This window comes from Kitasatospora sp. NPDC088160 (genome assembly GCF_044741445.1).
Lineage (GTDB): Bacteria > Actinomycetota > Actinomycetes > Streptomycetales > Streptomycetaceae > Kitasatospora.
The window spans coordinates 56,881-71,612 of the sequence record NZ_JBIUSS010000011.1; the positions used below are offsets into that span (position 1 = coordinate 56,881).

The window sequence follows — 14,732 nt, forward strand, 5'->3', positions numbered from 1 at the left end:
GACGTGCTACGGTGCGCCGGGCAGTGAGTACAGCGCGCGGGCGTTGTCCGCGGCGACCAGCCGGGCCAGCCGCCGCGCGTCCGCCGCCGAACAGGCGCCACCCGCCTGCCAGTCGGCCAGCACCGCCCCCAGTCCGTACCGGAACTGGGCGGCGCCCACCAGGTACAACTCGGGCAGCCCGTACGCGTCGGTGGAGAACAACAGCTTGCCGAACGGCGCCAGTTCCAGCATCTCGCCCAGCACCGCCGCCACCCGCGGGCCGGTGTAGGAGGCGGTCAGCCCGAGGTCGGTGTACACCGTCGGGAAGGCCTGGGCCAGCCACCCGGCCTGGCGGTGGTACGGGTAGCAGTGCAGCAGCACCAGCGGGACGCCGCTCGGCTCGGCCGCGCGCACGAAACCGGTCAGCAGCGACGGATCGGCCCGGTGCAGGGTGAGGTCGGGATCGCCGAAGCCGGTGTGGAGTTGGAGCGGCAGGCCCAGCCCGGCGCAGACGTCCACGGCCGTCCAGAGCAGGTGGTGCAGCAGCACCGGGTCGGCCAGCCGGCCCCGCCCGCCGCGCAGCCAGGCGCCGGCCGCGGCCACGACGGCCGCCCGCGCGGGCCGTTCGGCGGGGGCGGCCAGGCCGTGCCGGTAGGCGAGCACCGACTTGACCGCGACCGCACCCGCGGCGGCGGCCGCCAGCGCCTCCCCGACGGCCTGCGGCCAGGACTCGGCCGGGCCCGCCACCGCCTCGGCCACCGACTCCAGCCGGACCACCTCGTGCACCACCGCCCCGGCGGCCGCGGCCAGTTCGCCGAGCGGCAGCAGCGGAAGGCCCGCGGCGGTGGTCAGCCCGGTGTCCACCAGGCAGGTGTCCAGCCCGGCGGCGGCCAGCAGCCGGCGGGTGGCCTCGGCGCCGCCCAGCTCGCGCCGCCGGGCCAGGTAGTCGGCGGCCGGGGCGTGCGCGGGCAGGCCGAGGGCGGGCGGGCACCAGCGCCGGACGGCCAGGCCGAGCGCGCTGTCGAAGGGCGAACAGCCGGGCGCGGGCGGTCGGTCGGACTCGGTGAGCAGCCCGGCCAGGACGTCGTCGGCGAGGTCGGCCGCCACCACGCTGTGGCAGTGGTGGTCGACCAGCGCGGGCAACGCCAGGGCCCCGGCGGGCACCGGTCAGTACCGCCAGCGGGTGGCGGCGACCAGCTGCTCGGGGGTGGCGACGGCGTACTGCTCGCCCTCGGCCCGGCGCACCGCCAGCACCGCCTCGTACAGCGGCCCGCCGAGCGCCTCGCGCAGCACCGCCGATCGCTCGAACGCGGCCAGCGCCTCCGCCGGGCCGGTCGGCAGCCGGGGCACCGAGCCGGGCTCGGCGGCGGCCGGGTCCCCGGTGAACTCCGGCGGCAGCGAGAGGTGTCGGTCGAGACCGACGAGACCGGCGGCGAGCACCGCGCCGACCGCCAGGTACGGATTGGCGCTGGCGTCGAAGCACTTGACCTCGGCGTTGGCGGCGGCGGCCCGCTCCCCCGTGGAGCCCGTCACCAGGCGCAGCGCGGCCTCGCGGTTCTCCAGGCCCCAGCACTGGTAGGCGCCGGCCCAGTGCGAGGGCACCAGCCGCAGGTAGCCGGCCGGGCTGGAGCAGCCGAGCACCAGGAGTTCGGGCAGCGCGCCGAGCACCCCGGCGAGGAAGCCCTCGGCCTCGGCGGTCAGGCCGTGCGGGCCGGGGCCGCCGTGGCCGAGGTTGTGGCCGTCCCGCCAGAGGCTCAGGTGCAGGTGCCCGCCGTTGCCGACCGCGCCGGGCTCGACCACGGGGGCGAAGGAGACCCGCAGGCCGTGCCGGGCGGAGACGGCCCGCACGGTGTGCCGGACCAGGACGGAGGTGTCGGCGGCGCCGACCGGGCCCTCGGGGGCCACCGAGACCTCGAACTGGCCCGGGGCGTACTCGGGGTGGATCTGCAGGACGGTCAGCCCCTGCTCGCCGAGGGCGCGCAGGACGTCCCGCAGGTAGTCGGTGAGGTCGGTGAGCCGGTGCATCCCGTACGCGGGGCCGTGCGTCGGGTACTGCGGCTCGTCCTGCGGGCCGCCGGCGAGGGCGACCACCCACTCGACCTCGATGCCGGCCCGCAGGGTCAGCCCGCGCTCGGCGGCGGCGGCCTCCATCCGGCGGGCGAACAGCCGCTGGCAGCCGGGGTGCGGGGTGCCGGCCTGGGTGTGCCGGTCCCCCGGGGCCCAGGCCCAGCCGGGCTGGGCGGCCAGCGGGACGACCCGGTCGAGGTCGGGGTAGAGCCGCAGGTCCCCGGTGGGGCCGCCGGTGCTCGGGCTGGTGGTGATGCCGTCGTCGGCGAGGAAGACGTCGAAGCAGGGTGCGGCGCCGACGCCCCACTGCGCGGCGTGCACCAGGGCGCCCAGCGGGACGGCCTTGACCCGGGTGATGCCCGCGTTGTCCACCCAGGTGACGGCCACCGCGTCGACGGCGGCGGTGCGCAGCCGGTCGACGGCGGCCTCGGCCTGTTCGACGCGCGCGGCGCACGGGGGCAGCGTGACGGCGGCGAGGTGCCCACCGAGGCCTCCGGCCGGGCCGGTGGAGCCGGTGGCGGACGCGGCGGGGCCGGCGGCGGTTCCGAGGGTCATGCCCCCATGTTGCCCCGCCCGTCGCGGCCGGGTAACTCCCCTATCGAGTGGTCCCCGTGGACGCCCGTCCGCCCGTTCACCCGTTCGGACCACCGCCGCCCGCCTGACCCGCCGTCCCGATGCCTTTTGTGACGCCCGCACCCCTTCCTACTCGCGGGTAGCTTCGCTACAGTGGCCGGACGCACCACCGCCGGGCTACGGGAGCCGCACCGGCGGGGGCCTGCGGTCGCCGTGTCCACGGCGGGCGCGCGGTGCGTCATTCACCGGCCGGCGCCGCGAACCGCGGCGGGCCGGGTCTCCTTCCTCGTATCAGAGCCGCTTCCTTTCACCCTTGAGCGCCTGAGCACCACGGCACACCCCTCAGTTCGGCCGGAGCGGACCGGCCGCCGCGGCGGTGTGCCGGAACCCGTCATCTCCCCAGCCCCGCGCGCGGACCCTCCCCCGGCGGCGGCCGCCCCCGCCGCACGCGCGGGCGCGGCGGCCCGGCCGCCGGGGCGTGCGCGGGCCCTTCAGGACTAGGAGTCAGGACAGATGGAGCGTCCCTTTTCCACGGTCGCCGTCGTCGGCCTCGGCACGATGGGTGCCGGTGTCGCGGTGGCCGTCGCCAGGAGCGGCCGCCGGGTGATCGGCATCGAGGCCACCGAGGACTCGGCCGCCCGGGCACTGGCCCGGATCGAGGAGGCGACCGCGCACGCGGTCGACCGGGAGCGGATCACCGCCGGGGAGCGCACCGCGCTGCTGGCGCTGATCTCGGTCGGCCACGAGCTGTCGGCCGCCGCCGGGGCCGAGCTGGTGATCGAGGAGGTGCCCGAGCAGCTGGAGCTGAAGCGGGAGCTCTTCGCCGAGCTGGACCGGATCTGCCCGGCGGAGACGGTGCTGGCCACCGGCACCACCGCGCTCTCGGTGACCCGGATCGCCGCCGCGACCGCCCGCCCGGAGCGGGTGCTGGGCCTGCACTTCTTCAACCCGGTGCACAGCATGAAGCTGGTCGAGGTGGTCCGCACGGTGCTGACCTCCCCGCAGGTCGCCGAGGACGCCGCCGCGTTCGCCCGGGACCTCGGCAAGGAGCCGGTGGCGGCCGGCGACCGGGCCGGCTTCGTCGTCAACGGCCTGCTGTTCGCGTACCTGAACCAGGCCGCCGCGATGTACGAGTCCAAGTACGCCTCCAGGGAGGACATCGACGCCGCGATGCGGCTCGGCTGCGGCCTGCCGATGGGCCCGCTGGCGCTGCTCGACCTGATCGGCGTGGACACCGCGCGGACCGTCCTGGAGGCGATGTACGAGCAGTCCCGGGACCGCCTGCACGCGCCCGCCCCGATCCTCGGCCAGCTGGTCGCGGCCGGGCTGCTGGGCCGCAAGTCCGGCCGCGGCTTCTACACCTACGAGGCGCCCGGCTCGTCCAGGGCCGTCGACGCGGCGGCCGGCCCGGCGCGGGCCGCGGTGGCGGGCCGGGAGGTCCGCGCGGTCGGCGTCTGCGGCTCGGGCACCATGGCGACCGGCATCGCCGAGGTCTTCGCCAAGGCCGGCCGCCCGGTGCTGCTGGCCGCCCGCAGCCAGGAGAAGGCCGACCGGGCCAAGGCGCAGCTGGCGAAGTCGCTGGCGCGCGCGGTCGACCGGGGCCGGCTGAGCGCGCAGGCGCGGGACGCCGCGCTGGCGCTGGTCACCCCGGTCGGCCAGTACGCCGAGCTGGCCGAGGTGGACCTGGTGATCGAGGCGGTGGCCGAGGACCTGGCGGTCAAGCGCGAGCTGTTCGCCACCCTGGACAAGATCGTCAGGCCGGGAGCGGTGCTCGCCACCACCACCTCCTCGCTGCCGGTGATCAGCTGCGCGACGGCCACCTCGCGGCCGCAGGACGTGATCGGCATGCACTTCTTCAACCCGGCGCCGGCCATGAAGCTGGTCGAGGTGGTCTCCACCGTGCTGACCGCGCCGGACGTCACCGCGACCGTGCTGGAGCTGACCGCCGAGGTCCGCAAGCACCCGGTGGAGTGCGGCGACCGGGCCGGCTTCATCGTCAACGCGCTGCTCTTCCCCTACCTGAACGACGCGGTGCGGATGCTCCAGGAGCACTACGCGACGGTGGACGACATCGACACCGCGATGAAGCTGGGCTGCGGCTACCCGATGGGCCCGTTCGAGCTGTTGGACGTGGTCGGCCTGGACGTCTCGCTGACCATCGAGCAGGTGCTGCACCAGGAGTTCCGCGAACCGGGCCTGGCCGCCGCGCCGCTGCTGGAGCACCTGGTCGCCGCCGGCTGCCTGGGCCGCAAGACCGGCCGCGGCTTCCGCGACCACGCGCGCCGGTGACCACGCCGGCTGCCGGGGGCGCCGCCGCGCGCGAGGCGGCGCCGCCCGGGACCGGGTCCGGCCCGGCCAGACCGGGCTGGAGCCCGGGGACGGTGTCCGCGCGCTGGCCCAGACCGGCCGTCACCGGCCCGGTCGCACCGGTCCGTCGGGGAAGGGCCGCGGCCGAACCGCCGGGGCCGTGTAGCGTTCCGGACATGGATCGGGTTCAGTCAGCCACCCCGCAGCACTCCGCCGGACCGCGCGGCGCCGACCGGACGGGCTCCTCGACCGGGGGCACCGGGCCGGAAGGGGGGCCGGGCAGCCGCCGGGCGGCGGCGCAGCGCCAGCAGATGCGTCAGGACCTGGCCACGGCCGCGATGGAGCTGTTCTCCTCGCAGGGCTACGAGGAGACCACGGTCGACCAGATCGCGGCCGCCGCCGGGGTGGCCCGGCGGACCTTCTTCCGGTACTTCCGGTCGAAGGAGGAGGCGATCTTCCCGGACCACGACGACACCCTCGTCCGGGTGGCCGACCTGCTGGCCAGCGCCGAGCCGGAGGAGCACCCGCTGGACGTGGTCTGCCGCGGCATCAAGGAGGTGCTGCGGATGTACGCCTCGACGCCGGGGGTGTCGGTCGCGCGGTACCAGCTGATCCGTCAGGTCCCGGCGCTGCGCGAGCGGGAGATCGCCGTGGTGGCCCGGTACGAGCGGCTGTTCACCCGGTACCTGCTGGGCCGCTTCGACACCGGGGAGTCCATCCCGTCGGGCTGGCAGCGCGGCGGCGAGGACGACTCGATGCTGGCCGAGGTGTCGGCGGCGGCGGTCGTCGCGGCGCACAACCACGTGCTGCGGCGCTGGCTGCGGGCCGGCGGGCGCGGGGACGTGGAGGCGCAGCTGGACCACTCCTTCGAGGTGATCCGGCGGACCTTCTGGGCCTCCAGCACGCCGGGTGCCAGACGCCGCGGCTCCCTGGTGGCACCGGGTGCCAATGGGGCTCCCGGTGACGTGCTGGCCGAGAGCGCACTGAGTGCCAGTCCTGGAGGTGAGGTACTCATCACAGTCGCCCGGACGGACGCTCCGCTGGACGTGGTGGTGGACAGCATCCGGGCCGCACTGAGTGGCGCCAGGGAGTCCTGAGCCCATCATTTAGCCAGTTCAGGGCGATATCGAGGGCCCGCGTCGAGCAGTCGACGCGGGCCCTTTCGATATCCGCCGCAGCGCGTTCAGGGGCCGCTCCAGCGCGCCGGAATTCGTGACACCCGGTGTCTTTACGAGTGGCACAGGGTGCCACTACCTTGTTACTCACCAGTCGCGGCGCCGCGGCTCCCCACCTCGGCGCGCCGTCGTCCGGCGTTCCCACACCCCGGGAGCAGTGCGCGTTCGGCCCGGTCCACCCGGGCGCCCAGCCCGACCACCCACCACCCACCTCAGCGAAGCCGGTGTCCGCTCCCGGCTACCCCAGACGCCCTGTGCCCTCACACAGGTACGCCTTCGGAGGCAGCCATGCAGGAAATCCTCGACGCGATCCTCAGCAACGACGCCACGTCGGAGGACTTCGCCGCCGTCAAGCTTCCCGAGTCCTACCGAGCGGTGACGCTCCACAAGGACGAGGAGCAGCTGTTCGCGGGCCTCGACAGCCGCGACAAGGACCCCCGCAAGTCCCTTCACCTCGACGAGGTCGCCCTGCCCGAGCTGGGCCCCGGCGAGGCGCTGGTCGCCGTCATGGCCAGCGCGGTGAACTACAACACCGTCTGGAGCTCGATCTTCGAGCCGGTCTCCACCTTCTCCTTCCTGGAGCGCTACGGCCGGCTGTCGCCGCTCACCAAGCGCCACGACCTGCCGTACCACGTCCTCGGCTCCGACCTCGCGGGCGTGGTGCTGCGCACCGGCGCCGGCGTCAACGCCTGGAAGCCCGGCGACGAGGTCGTCGCGCACTGCCTCTCCGTCGAGCTGGAGTCCCCGGACGGCCACAACGACACGATGATGGACCCCGAGCAGCGCATCTGGGGCTTCGAGACCAACTTCGGCGGGCTGGCCCAGATCGCCCTGGTGAAGACCAACCAGCTGCTGCCCAAGCCCAAGCACCTCACCTGGGAGGAGGCCGCCTCCCCCGGCCTGGTCAACTCCACCGCGTACCGCCAGCTGGTCTCGCGCAACGGCGCCGGCATGAAGCAGGGCGACAACGTGCTGATCTGGGGAGCCAGCGGCGGCCTCGGCTCGTACGCCACCCAGTACGCGCTGGCCGGCGGCGCCACCCCGATCTGTGTGGTCTCCAACGACCAGAAGGCCGCGATCTGCCGCGCCATGGGCGCCGAGGCGATCATCGACCGCTCCGCCGAGGGCTACCGGTTCTGGAAGGACGAGCACACCCAGGACCCGCGCGAGTGGAAGCGCCTGGGCGCGAAGATCCGCGAGTTCACCGGCGGCGAGGACGTCGACATCGTCTTCGAGCACCCGGGCCGGGAGACCTTCGGCGCCTCGGTGTACGTCACCCGCAAGGGCGGCACCATCGTCACCTGCGCCTCCACCTCCGGCTTCATGCACCAGTACGACAACCGCTACCTGTGGATGTCGCTCAAGCGCATCGTCGGCTCGCACTTCGCCAACTACCGCGAGGCCTTCGAGGCCAACCGCCTGATCGCCAAGGGCCGGATCCACCCGACCCTGTCCAAGGTCTACTCCCTGGAGGAGACCGGTCAGGCCGCCCTCGACGTGCACCACAACAAGCACCAGGGCAAGGTCGGCGTGCTCTGCCTGGCGCCGGAGGAGGGCCTGGGCGTGCGCGACCACGCGCTGCGCGAGCAGCACCTGCCGGCGATCAACCGCTTCCGGAACGTCTGAGGCCGACCCGATGACCGATCAGCACAAGCGCGACCGCCCCTGGCTGATGCGCACCTACGCCGGGCACTCCACCGCGAGCGACTCCAACGCGCTCTACCGGCGGAACCTGGCGAAGGGCCAGACGGGCCTCTCCGTCGCCTTCGACCTGCCGACCCAGACCGGCTACGACTCCGACCACCTCCTCGCCCGCGGCGAGGTGGGCCGGGTCGGCGTCCCGGTCGGCCACGTCGGCGACATGCGCACCCTGTTCGACGGCATCCCGCTCGAACAGACCAACACCTCCATGACGATCAACGCCACCGCGATGTGGCTGCTGGCGCTCTACCAGGTGGTCGCCGAGGAGCAGGGCGCCGACATCGCCAAGCTCACCGGCACCACCCAGAACGACATCGTCAAGGAGTACCTCTCGCGCGGGACGCACGTCTTCCCGCCCGGCCCCTCGGTGCGCCTGATCACCGACATGATCGCCTACACCGTCGGCCGCATCCCCAAGTGGAACCCGATCAACATCTGCAGCTACCACCTGCAGGAGGCCGGGGCCACGCCCGTCCAGGAGATCGCCTACGCGATGTGCACCGCCATCTCGGTGCTCGACGCCGTCCGCGACTCCGGCCAGGTACCGGCCGAGCGGATGGGCGAGGTGGTCGCCCGGATCTCCTTCTTCGTCAACGCCGGCGTGCGCTTCGTCGAGGAGATGTGCAAGATGCGCGCCTTCGCCCAGCTGTGGGAGAAGGTCACGCTGGAGCGCTACGGCGTCCAGGACCCGAAGCAGCGCCGCTTCCGCTACGGCGTCCAGGTCAACTCGCTCGGCCTGACCGAGGCCCAGCCGGAGAACAACGTCCAGCGGATCGTCCTGGAGATGCTGGCCGTCACCCTCTCCAAGGACGCCCGCGCCCGCGCCGTCCAACTGCCGGCCTGGAACGAGGCGCTGGGCCTGCCCCGGCCCTGGGACCAGCAGTGGTCGCTGCGGATCCAGCAGGTGCTGGCCTACGAGTCGGACCTGCTGGAGTACGGCGACCTCTTCAACGGCTCCGAGGTGGTCGAGGCCAAGACCGCCGACCTGCTGGCCGGCGCCGAGGCGGAGATCGCCAAGGTGCTGGCCATGGGCGGGGTGATTCCGGCCGTGGAGTCCGGCTACCTGAAGTCCAACCTGGTCTCCTCGCACGCCGCCCGGCGGGCCCGGATCGAGTCCGGCGAGGACAGGATCGTCGGCGTCAACTGCTTCGACACCACCGAGGAGAGCCCGCTCACGGCCGACCTCGACACCGCCATCATGGTCGTCGACCCGGCCTCCGAGCAGTCCGTGCTCGCCGCCCTGGAGGCCTGGCGCGGACAGCGCGACGAGGCCGCCGTCCAGACCGCGCTGGCCGAGCTCAAGGCCACCGCGGCCACCGACGCCAACCTGGTGCCGGCCACGCTCGCCTGCGCCCGGGCCGGCGTCACCACCGGCGAGTGGGCCTTCGCCCTGCGCGAGGTCTTCGGCGAGTACCGCGCGCCCACCGGCGTCGGCGGCGCCCCGGTCGCGGTGTCCGCCGAACCCGGCGGGGAACTGGCCGCGGTGCGCGCCGCCGTCGCCGCCACCGCCGAGGAGCTGGGCTCCGGCAAGCTGCGTCTGCTGGTCGGCAAGCCCGGCCTGGACGGGCACTCCAACGGCGCCGAGCAGATCGCCGTCCGGGCCCGCGACGCCGGGTTCGAGGTGGTCTACCAGGGCATCCGGCTGACCCCCGAGCAGATCGTCTCCGCCGCCGTCGCGGAGGACGTGCACTGCGTGGGCCTGTCGATCCTCTCCGGCGCCCACTGCGAGCTGGTGCCCGACGTCCTGCGCCGGCTGCGCCGGGCCGGGGTGCAGGATGTCCCGGTGATCGTGGGTGGCATCATCCCGGCAGCGGACGGCGAGGCCCTCAAGGCCGCCGGCGTCGCCGCCGTGTTCACCCCGAAGGACTTCGGCATCACCACCATCATCGGCCGGATCGTGGACGAGATCCGGCTCGCCAACAAGCTCCAGCCCTGGACGCCCGCACCCGCGCCCACCAGCTGACCACTGGGAAGGAACCGACCCACCCTCATGTCTGCCCACCCGTCGCCCGCCGCCACCTTCAACCGACTGCGCCCGCGCCGCTCCTGCCTCGCCGTGCCCGGCAGCAACCCGCGCTTCCTGGAGAAGGCCCAGGGCCTCCCCGCCGACCAGGTCTTCCTCGACCTGGAGGACGCCTGCGCCCCCCTGGCCAAGGAGAGCGCCCGCCACCACATCGTCGACGCGCTCAACAACGGCGACTGGGGCGGCAAGACCCGCGTCGTCCGGGTCAACGACTGGACCACCCACTGGACCTACCGCGACGTGATCACCGTCGTCGAGGGCGCCGGCCCCAACCTCGACTGCATCATGCTGCCCAAGGTCCAGGACGCCGAACAGGTCAAGGCGCTCGACCTGCTGCTCACCCAGATCGAGAAGACCATGGGCTTCGAGGTCGGCCGGATCGGCATCGAGGCGCAGATCGAGAACGCCAAGGGCCTGGTCAACGTCGACGCCATCGCCGAGGCCTCGCCCCGGCTGGAGACCATCATCTTCGGCCCCGCCGACTTCATGGCCTCCATCAACATGAAGTCCCTGGTGGTCGGCGAGCAGCCGGCCGGCTACTCGGCCGACGCCTACCACTACATCCTGATGCGCATCCTGATGGCCGCCCGCGCCAACGACCTCCAGGCGATCGACGGCCCGTACCTGCAGATCCGCAACCAGGAGGGCTACCGCGAGGTCGCCCGGCGCGCCGCCGCCCTCGGCTTCGACGGCAAGTGGGTGCTCCACCCCGACCAGGTCGGCGCCGCGAACGAGATCTTCTCGCCCTCCCAGGAGGACTACGACCACGCCGAGCTGATCCTCGACGCCTACGACTGGTGCACCTCCGAGGCGGGCGGCGCCAAGGGCTCCGCGATGCTCGGCGACGAGATGATCGACGAGGCCAGCCGCAAGATGGCCCTGGTCATCGCCGGTAAGGGCCGGGCCGCCGGCCTGGAGCGCACCACCAAGTTCGAGATCCCGGAAAGCTGAGGCCCGACGCGATGCAGTTCGGACGCACCTACGAGGAGTTCGAGGTCGGCGCGGTCTACAAGCACTGGCCCGGCAAGACCGTCACCGAGTACGACGACCACCTCTTCTGCCTGCTCACCATGAACCACCACCCGCTCCACCTGGACACCAACTACGCCGAGCGGACGACGGACTTCGGCAGGAACGTGGTGGTGGGCAACTACGTCTACTCGCTGCTGCTGGGCATGTCCGTCCCGGACGTCTCCGGCAAGGCCCTCGCCAACCTGGAGATCGAGTCGCTGCGGCACGTCGCGCCGACCTTCCACGGCGACACCCTCTACGGCGAGACCACCGTCCTCGACAAGTGGCCGTCCAAGTCCAAGGACGACCGCGGCATCGTGTACGTCGAGACCAAGGGGTACAAGCAGGACGGCACGGTCGTCTGCATCTTCCGCCGCAAGGTGATGGTGCCGACCGAGACGTACGTCAAGGAGCGCGGCGGCGAGCAGCCCGGCCGCCCGACTCCCCTCTCCTAGGGCCCCGAATCCCCTGAGACCCCGGAGGGGCCGGCCGCCGTCATCGGCCGGCCCCCACCCGGAACGGGGGCCCTGCCGTCGCAGCCACGCCGGCAGGGCCCCCGGCAATCCCCCCCCCCGCCCCCTTAAACCTTTCGGAGCCGCACGATGGGACGCCTGGCACAGACCGACGGCCTCACCGAGATCCAGCGGGACATCCTCGCCACCGTGCGGGATTTCGTCGACAAGGAGATCATTCCGGTCGCGACCGAGCTGGAACACCAGGACGAGTACCCGACCGCCATCGTCGAGGGGATGAAGCAGCTCGGCCTCTTCGGCCTCACCATCCCCGAGGAGTACGGCGGCCTCGGCGAGTCGCTGCTCACCTACGCCCTGGTGGTCGAGGAGATCGCCCGCGGCTGGATGAGCGTGTCCGGCATCGTCAACACCCACTTCATCGTGGCGCACATGATCAACGCCCACGGCACCCAGGAGCAGAAGGACCACTTCCTGCCGAGGATGGCCGCCGGGGAAATCCGCGGCGCGTTCTCGATGTCCGAGCCCGGCCTCGGCTCCGACGTTTCGGCCATCTCCACCAAGGGCGTCAAGGACGGGGAGTCCTACGTCCTCAACGGCCAGAAGATGTGGCTCACCAACGGCGGCACCTCCACCCTCGTCGCGGTCCTGTGCAAGACCGACGAGGGCGGCAGCACCCCGTACAAGAACATGACCACCTTCCTGATCGAGAAGACCCCCGGATTCGGCCCGAACCCGACCGTCCCCGGCCTCACCGTGCCCGGGAAGATCGAGAAGATGGGCTACAAGGGCGTCGACACCACCGAGCTGGTCCTCCAGGACGTCCGGATCCCGGCCGACCGCGTCCTCGGCGGCGTCCCCGGGCGCGGCTTCTACCAGATGATGGACGGCGTCGAGGTCGGCCGCGTCAACGTCGCCGCCCGCGGCTGCGGCGTCGCCCGCCGCGCCTTCGAACTCGGCATCTCCTACGCCCAGCAGCGCTCCACCTTCGGCAAGAAGATCGCCGAGCACCAGGCCATCCAGTTCAAGCTCGCCGAGATGGCCACCAAGGTCGAGGCCGCCCACCAGATGATGGTCATGGCCGCCCGCAAGAAGGACGGCGGCGAGCGCAACGACCTCGAGGCCGGCATGGCCAAGTACCTCGCCTCCGAGTACTGCAAGGAGGTCGTCGAGGACGCGTTCCGCATCCACGGCGGCTACGGCTTCTCCAAGGAGTACGAGATCGAGCGGCTCTACCGCGAGGCCCCGATGCTGCTCATCGGTGAAGGAACTGCGGAGATCCAGAAGATGATCGTCGGACGCCGACTCCTGGAGGAGTACCGGATCGCGGAGTGAGCACCGGGTCACCCCGGCTCGACGAGCGGCCCCCGGGGCGCTCCGGGCCGGCTGGACGACCCCTTCCGAACCGCCGGTCGACGGGCGTGCGGGCCCGTCCCGGCCACCCGCCGTGCCATCACGGCCCCGGCCTGGTCCGCCGGGGTCCGGCACGGCCCTCCGGAAGCGGCCGCAGGGCGTACAGCTGCGGCGACACGCCCCGCGGCCGCTTCCGCACACCCTCGACGGGCCGTGTCCCGCACCCCCGGCGACCGCGAACGGCCCGTTCCGCCCACCGGGTTCCGCCGACAGGCCTGTTGAGACAAGTGTCACCAGCCCCGTCCGGTCCCTTGGGAACCGGACCGGGGCGAGCTACGGTCGTAGAGGTGGGACGCGCACACGCGCTTCCACCGGACACGTGAACGAGCAGGCGGGTTGCCCACCCACCGTGTGCTCCCGATAGCATCCACCGGGACAGCAAGCCGTCCCTCTATTACCCGATCCCGCGGTGGCCCCCGTCCAGCGGCCATGATCCCCCGCGACAAAGGTCTTCGATGCCCATCAGCCCGTCCCCTCACACCTCCGTCACGGACCGCGATGCCCTCGCAGCCACGACGGCCGGTCGGCGACCCCGCGTGACCATCGCGCGCGGAGCCACCCCCTGGTTCGTCCCCACCCTCGCCACGGCCGCCGTGACCACCGCCCTCACCCGGCGCAGCGGCAAGTGGGCCCTGGCAGCGGTACCCGCCTGTGCGCTCGGCGCGGGCATGCTGTGGTTCTTCCGCGACCCCGAGCGTGAGATCGGCGCGGGCAGAGTGATCTCCCCCGCCGACGGCGTGGTGCAGAGCATCGACGCCTGGCCGGACGGCCGCACCCGGGTCGCGATCTTCATGAGCCCGCTCAACGTCCACGTCAACCGCGCGCCCCTGCCCGGCACGGTGACGTCGGTCGAGCACGTCGCGGGCGGCTTCGTCCCCGCGTTCAACAAGGACAGCGACCAGAACGAGCGGGTCGTCTGGCACTTCGACACCGAGCTCGGCGACATCGAGATGGTGCAGATCGCGGGGGCCGTGGCCCGTCGCATCGTGCCGTACGTCGCCGCCGGTACCAAGGTCGAGCAGGGCGACCGGATCGGTCTGATCCGGTTCGGCTCCCGGGTCGACACCTACCTGCCGGCCGGCGTCGAGGTCGGCGTCGAGGTCGGCCAGAAGACCACAGCCGGGGTGACGCGCCTTGACCGTGACTGATCCTGAGACAATCGTCGGCCTGGACGACGAGGAGACGGCCCTGCGCCGTCGCCGCTGGGCCCGCGACCGCGAGCTGCGCGCCCCGCGCTCTCCCCAGCACCTGTCCACCGCCGACTTCCTGACCCTGGGGAACGCCGTCTGCGGCTTCCTGGCGATCTACTCGATCACCACCGGGGTCCTGGTCCCGCACATCACCAACCCGGACGCCGCACCCGACCGGCACAGCGCCGCCACCGCGGTCACGCTGCTGCTCATCGGCTCCATGTGCGACCTCTTCGACGGGCTGGTGGCGCGCAAGCTCCGCTCCTCCGCCCTCGGAGCGGAACTGGACAACCTGGCCGACCTGATCAGCTTCGGCATCGCGCCGGCCTACTTCGTCGCCGTCTGGGGCATGGTCTCGCAGGGCTCCAACAGCAAGCTCTCGGCGCTCATCGCGATCACCGTCCTGCTCGCGGTCGTCCTGCGGCTCGCCCGCTTCTCCGCCGTCAAGATGCGGCCCGGGGTGTTCCAGGGCATGCCCTGCCCGATGGGCGCGATGACGGTCATCGCCATCGTGCTGCTCGACCCGCCGTTCCTGCCCGGTCTGCTCGCCATCTTCGGCGCCGCGTACCTCATGGTCAGCCGGATCGAGTACCCCAAGCCCCAGGGGCTGCTGGCCACCGCCACGCTGTGCTGGATCGTCGTCTCGATCGGCTGCCTCGCGGCCTGGGCGACCGGCCTGCCCGGCGGCGACGCCCTGATGCACGTCGGTGCCTTCGCCCAGATCACGCTCGCCGCGATGGCCCCGCTGCTGGTCATCCGGCGCAAGGTCGGACAGAAGGTCGGCGACGTCCGCGCCAGGCGGGCGGAGTCCCGCCTCGGCTGA

The 14,732-nt window shown here is 72.7% G+C and carries 11 protein-coding genes; 9 read left to right on the forward strand and 2 right to left on the reverse strand.

Annotated features, from left to right (window positions below; genetic code table 11):
• Nucleotides 1–6: 6 nt before the first annotated feature.
• Together ACIOGZ_RS18570 and ACIOGZ_RS18575 are read right to left on the reverse strand one after the other, a co-directional pair.
• Entirely contained in the window at nucleotides 7–1,143 is a 1,137-nt protein-coding gene (locus ACIOGZ_RS18570) for an amidohydrolase family protein (protein ID WP_400986471.1), read from the reverse strand.
• A gap of 3 nt (nucleotides 1,144–1,146) precedes the next feature.
• Entirely contained in the window at nucleotides 1,147–2,601 is a 1,455-nt protein-coding gene (locus ACIOGZ_RS18575; protein ID WP_363580599.1) for a glutamine synthetase family protein, read from the reverse strand.
• A gap of 531 nt (nucleotides 2,602–3,132) precedes the next feature.
• Here ACIOGZ_RS18575 and ACIOGZ_RS18580 point away from each other — a divergent pair.
• The 9 genes from ACIOGZ_RS18580 (at nucleotide 3,133) to ACIOGZ_RS18620 (ending at nucleotide 14,732) form a co-directional block, all read left to right on the forward strand.
• Nucleotides 3,133–4,908, forward strand: a complete 1,776-nt coding sequence (locus tag ACIOGZ_RS18580; protein ID WP_363580597.1) for a 3-hydroxybutyryl-CoA dehydrogenase — start codon at nucleotides 3,133–3,135, stop codon at nucleotides 4,906–4,908.
• A gap of 194 nt (nucleotides 4,909–5,102) precedes the next feature.
• Nucleotides 5,103–6,023, forward strand: a complete 921-nt coding sequence (locus tag ACIOGZ_RS18585; protein ID WP_363580595.1) for a TetR family transcriptional regulator — start codon at nucleotides 5,103–5,105, stop codon at nucleotides 6,021–6,023.
• Between the two features lie 366 nt (nucleotides 6,024–6,389).
• Nucleotides 6,390–7,727 (forward strand): crotonyl-CoA carboxylase/reductase, encoded by a 1,338-nt coding sequence (ccrA, locus tag ACIOGZ_RS18590; RefSeq protein ID WP_363580593.1) that lies wholly within the window; start codon nucleotides 6,390–6,392, stop codon nucleotides 7,725–7,727.
• A gap of 10 nt (nucleotides 7,728–7,737) precedes the next feature.
• Nucleotides 7,738–9,765, forward strand: coding sequence for a protein meaA (locus tag ACIOGZ_RS18595; RefSeq protein ID WP_400986473.1), 2,028 nt, complete (start codon nucleotides 7,738–7,740; stop codon nucleotides 9,763–9,765).
• A 27-nt stretch (nucleotides 9,766–9,792) separates the two neighbouring features.
• Nucleotides 9,793–10,776, forward strand: coding sequence for an HpcH/HpaI aldolase/citrate lyase family protein (locus ACIOGZ_RS18600; protein ID WP_400986474.1), 984 nt, complete (start codon nucleotides 9,793–9,795; stop codon nucleotides 10,774–10,776).
• Between the two features lie 11 nt (nucleotides 10,777–10,787).
• The gene (locus ACIOGZ_RS18605) at nucleotides 10,788–11,291 is read left to right on the forward strand and encodes a MaoC family dehydratase (protein ID WP_400986476.1); all 504 of its coding nucleotides are present in this window, start codon (nucleotides 10,788–10,790) and stop codon (nucleotides 11,289–11,291) included.
• A 147-nt stretch (nucleotides 11,292–11,438) separates the two neighbouring features.
• Complete coding sequence (locus ACIOGZ_RS18610) at nucleotides 11,439–12,641, forward strand: acyl-CoA dehydrogenase family protein (protein WP_363580585.1); 1,203 nt, start codon at nucleotides 11,439–11,441, stop codon at nucleotides 12,639–12,641.
• Nucleotides 12,642–13,174: 533 nt separating this feature from the next.
• A complete protein-coding gene (locus ACIOGZ_RS18615; protein ID WP_363580583.1) occupies nucleotides 13,175–13,867 on the forward strand; it encodes a phosphatidylserine decarboxylase in 693 nt (230 codons plus the stop codon).
• The gene (locus ACIOGZ_RS18620) at nucleotides 13,854–14,732 is read left to right on the forward strand and encodes a CDP-alcohol phosphatidyltransferase family protein (RefSeq protein WP_030059975.1); all 879 of its coding nucleotides are present in this window, start codon (nucleotides 13,854–13,856) and stop codon (nucleotides 14,730–14,732) included. Before ACIOGZ_RS18615 ends, ACIOGZ_RS18620 begins: the two co-directional genes overlap by 14 nt.